Raw genomic sequence first — 1,544 nt, 5'->3', positions numbered from 1 at the left:
GTGTTAGCCCTTGTTGCGGCGGTGTTGTCGCTGCGCGAGTTGCGCGGCGCGATCCTCGATCCGAAATTCGCAATCAGCGTTGCCGTCGCGATATTGGTGCTGGCGCCAACCACATATTGGAGCCTCATGCATCCTGCCGATTTGCTGGCGAGAGGCGAGAAGTTCGGAATAGACCTACAGCAGCCGCGCATGACGGCCGCGGCCACCGGCGCCGGCAAGTTTATCATGGGGACCTTCAATTTCGCTGTCTTGCCGGTGTTCGTTTCCGCGCTGGCTTTCGCGCTGACGGGGTTTCGTTTCTCCGAGCGGCACCCCAAAGCTCCGGCCAGGGAAGTTCTCTTGTGGCGTACCTTGGCGCTCGGCTTGGCCATGCTGGCGACACTTGTGCTGGCCACCGGCGTGACCGAGGTCAAGGCCCGTTGGCTGGTGCCGGTCCTGATCATCTTGCCGCTGGCGATGGCCGCCTATATGGAACGGCTTTCACCACGCGGCAGGGACGCCCAGCTCCTGGTGATCGCGGCCGGAGCGGTCATCGCCGTTCTGCTCGCGCCCGCCACTTGGTACTTCCAGATAAACGGGACCAGTGGTCTCTCGCGGATGATCCGGGTGGATTACCCGGCCCTCTATCGCCAGCTGACTGCTGACGGGCCGGTGAAAACCGCAATATCCGACGGTGCATGGGTCGGAAATCTGCGGTTGGTCGACGAAAAATTGGTCGCGCTTGACCAGGAAGTGCCGAATTTCGACAGGCTAGTGCAAGAGCCGGCTGTACTCGTCTGGCTCGACCGCGACGATCCGCGGCCGGTCATTTTGGAGCAGCTCAAAAAAGCCGGCTATGGGCCGGACGGCCAACCAAGGCAAATCATGGTTCCGCTATTGCCTAGCACGGACAAGCCTGCCCGGCCCGGCGCCTACATAAGATTGAAGAAAACGGCTGCGGAAAAAGCCACAGCGCCCGACGAAGGCGTTAGCAAAGGAACCGAGGGTGGACAGGAACCCGACTGATCGACCTCCTCGTCATCGCAAGATCATGCCGTTCGAGCCGGACGAAGCGGGCTCCACCGATGTGTTGCGCCTGAAGTCGCGGCAGAAGGCCGCTGAGCTCAACCAGCATGTGCTTGGCTATGGCGCACTGGCGGAAGCCGAGTGGCACGCCGCCGGCATTGCTGCCCCCAACCTGCCTGCCATGCGTCAATACCGGCTCGACCGCATCCGCGCCGAGCTGAAGCGCCGCGACTATGCAGGAGCCCTGCTCTACGATCCGATTAACATCCGCTATGCGACCGACTCGACCAACATGCAGCTCTGGGTCGCGCACAACCCGACAAGGCATTGTTTCGTTGCCACCGAAGGCCCGGTGGTGCTGTTCGACTATTTTTCGTGCGAGCACCTTTCCGACCACTCCGGCGTGGTCGACGAGGTGCGGCCGGCAGTGTCGTGGATGTATCTCTACAGCGGCGAGTTGACCGAGCAAAAGGTCCGCCGCTGGGCGGCCGGCATCGCCGATCTGGTGAAAGAGCATGGCGGCGGTATCAGTCGTATCG

General features: G+C 62.0%; 1 protein-coding gene and 1 pseudogene. Both read left to right on the top strand.

The genetic code is table 11. The features are described 5' to 3' along the window. A pseudogene (locus EOA86_RS39065) lies at nucleotides 1–1,005 on the top strand (glycosyl transferase family 39); the annotation flags it as partial. 25 nt (nucleotides 1,006–1,030) lie between these two features. Next, a partial coding sequence (locus EOA86_RS34065) for an aminopeptidase P family N-terminal domain-containing protein (protein ID WP_206630218.1) occupies nucleotides 1,031–1,544 on the top strand: 514 nt, incomplete at its 3' end.

This window comes from Mesorhizobium sp. M5C.F.Ca.IN.020.32.2.1 (assembly GCF_004023105.1).
GTDB classification, from domain to species: Bacteria; Pseudomonadota; Alphaproteobacteria; order Rhizobiales; family Rhizobiaceae; genus Mesorhizobium; species Mesorhizobium wenxiniae.
This window is presented reverse-complemented; position numbering and strand designations above follow the sequence as displayed.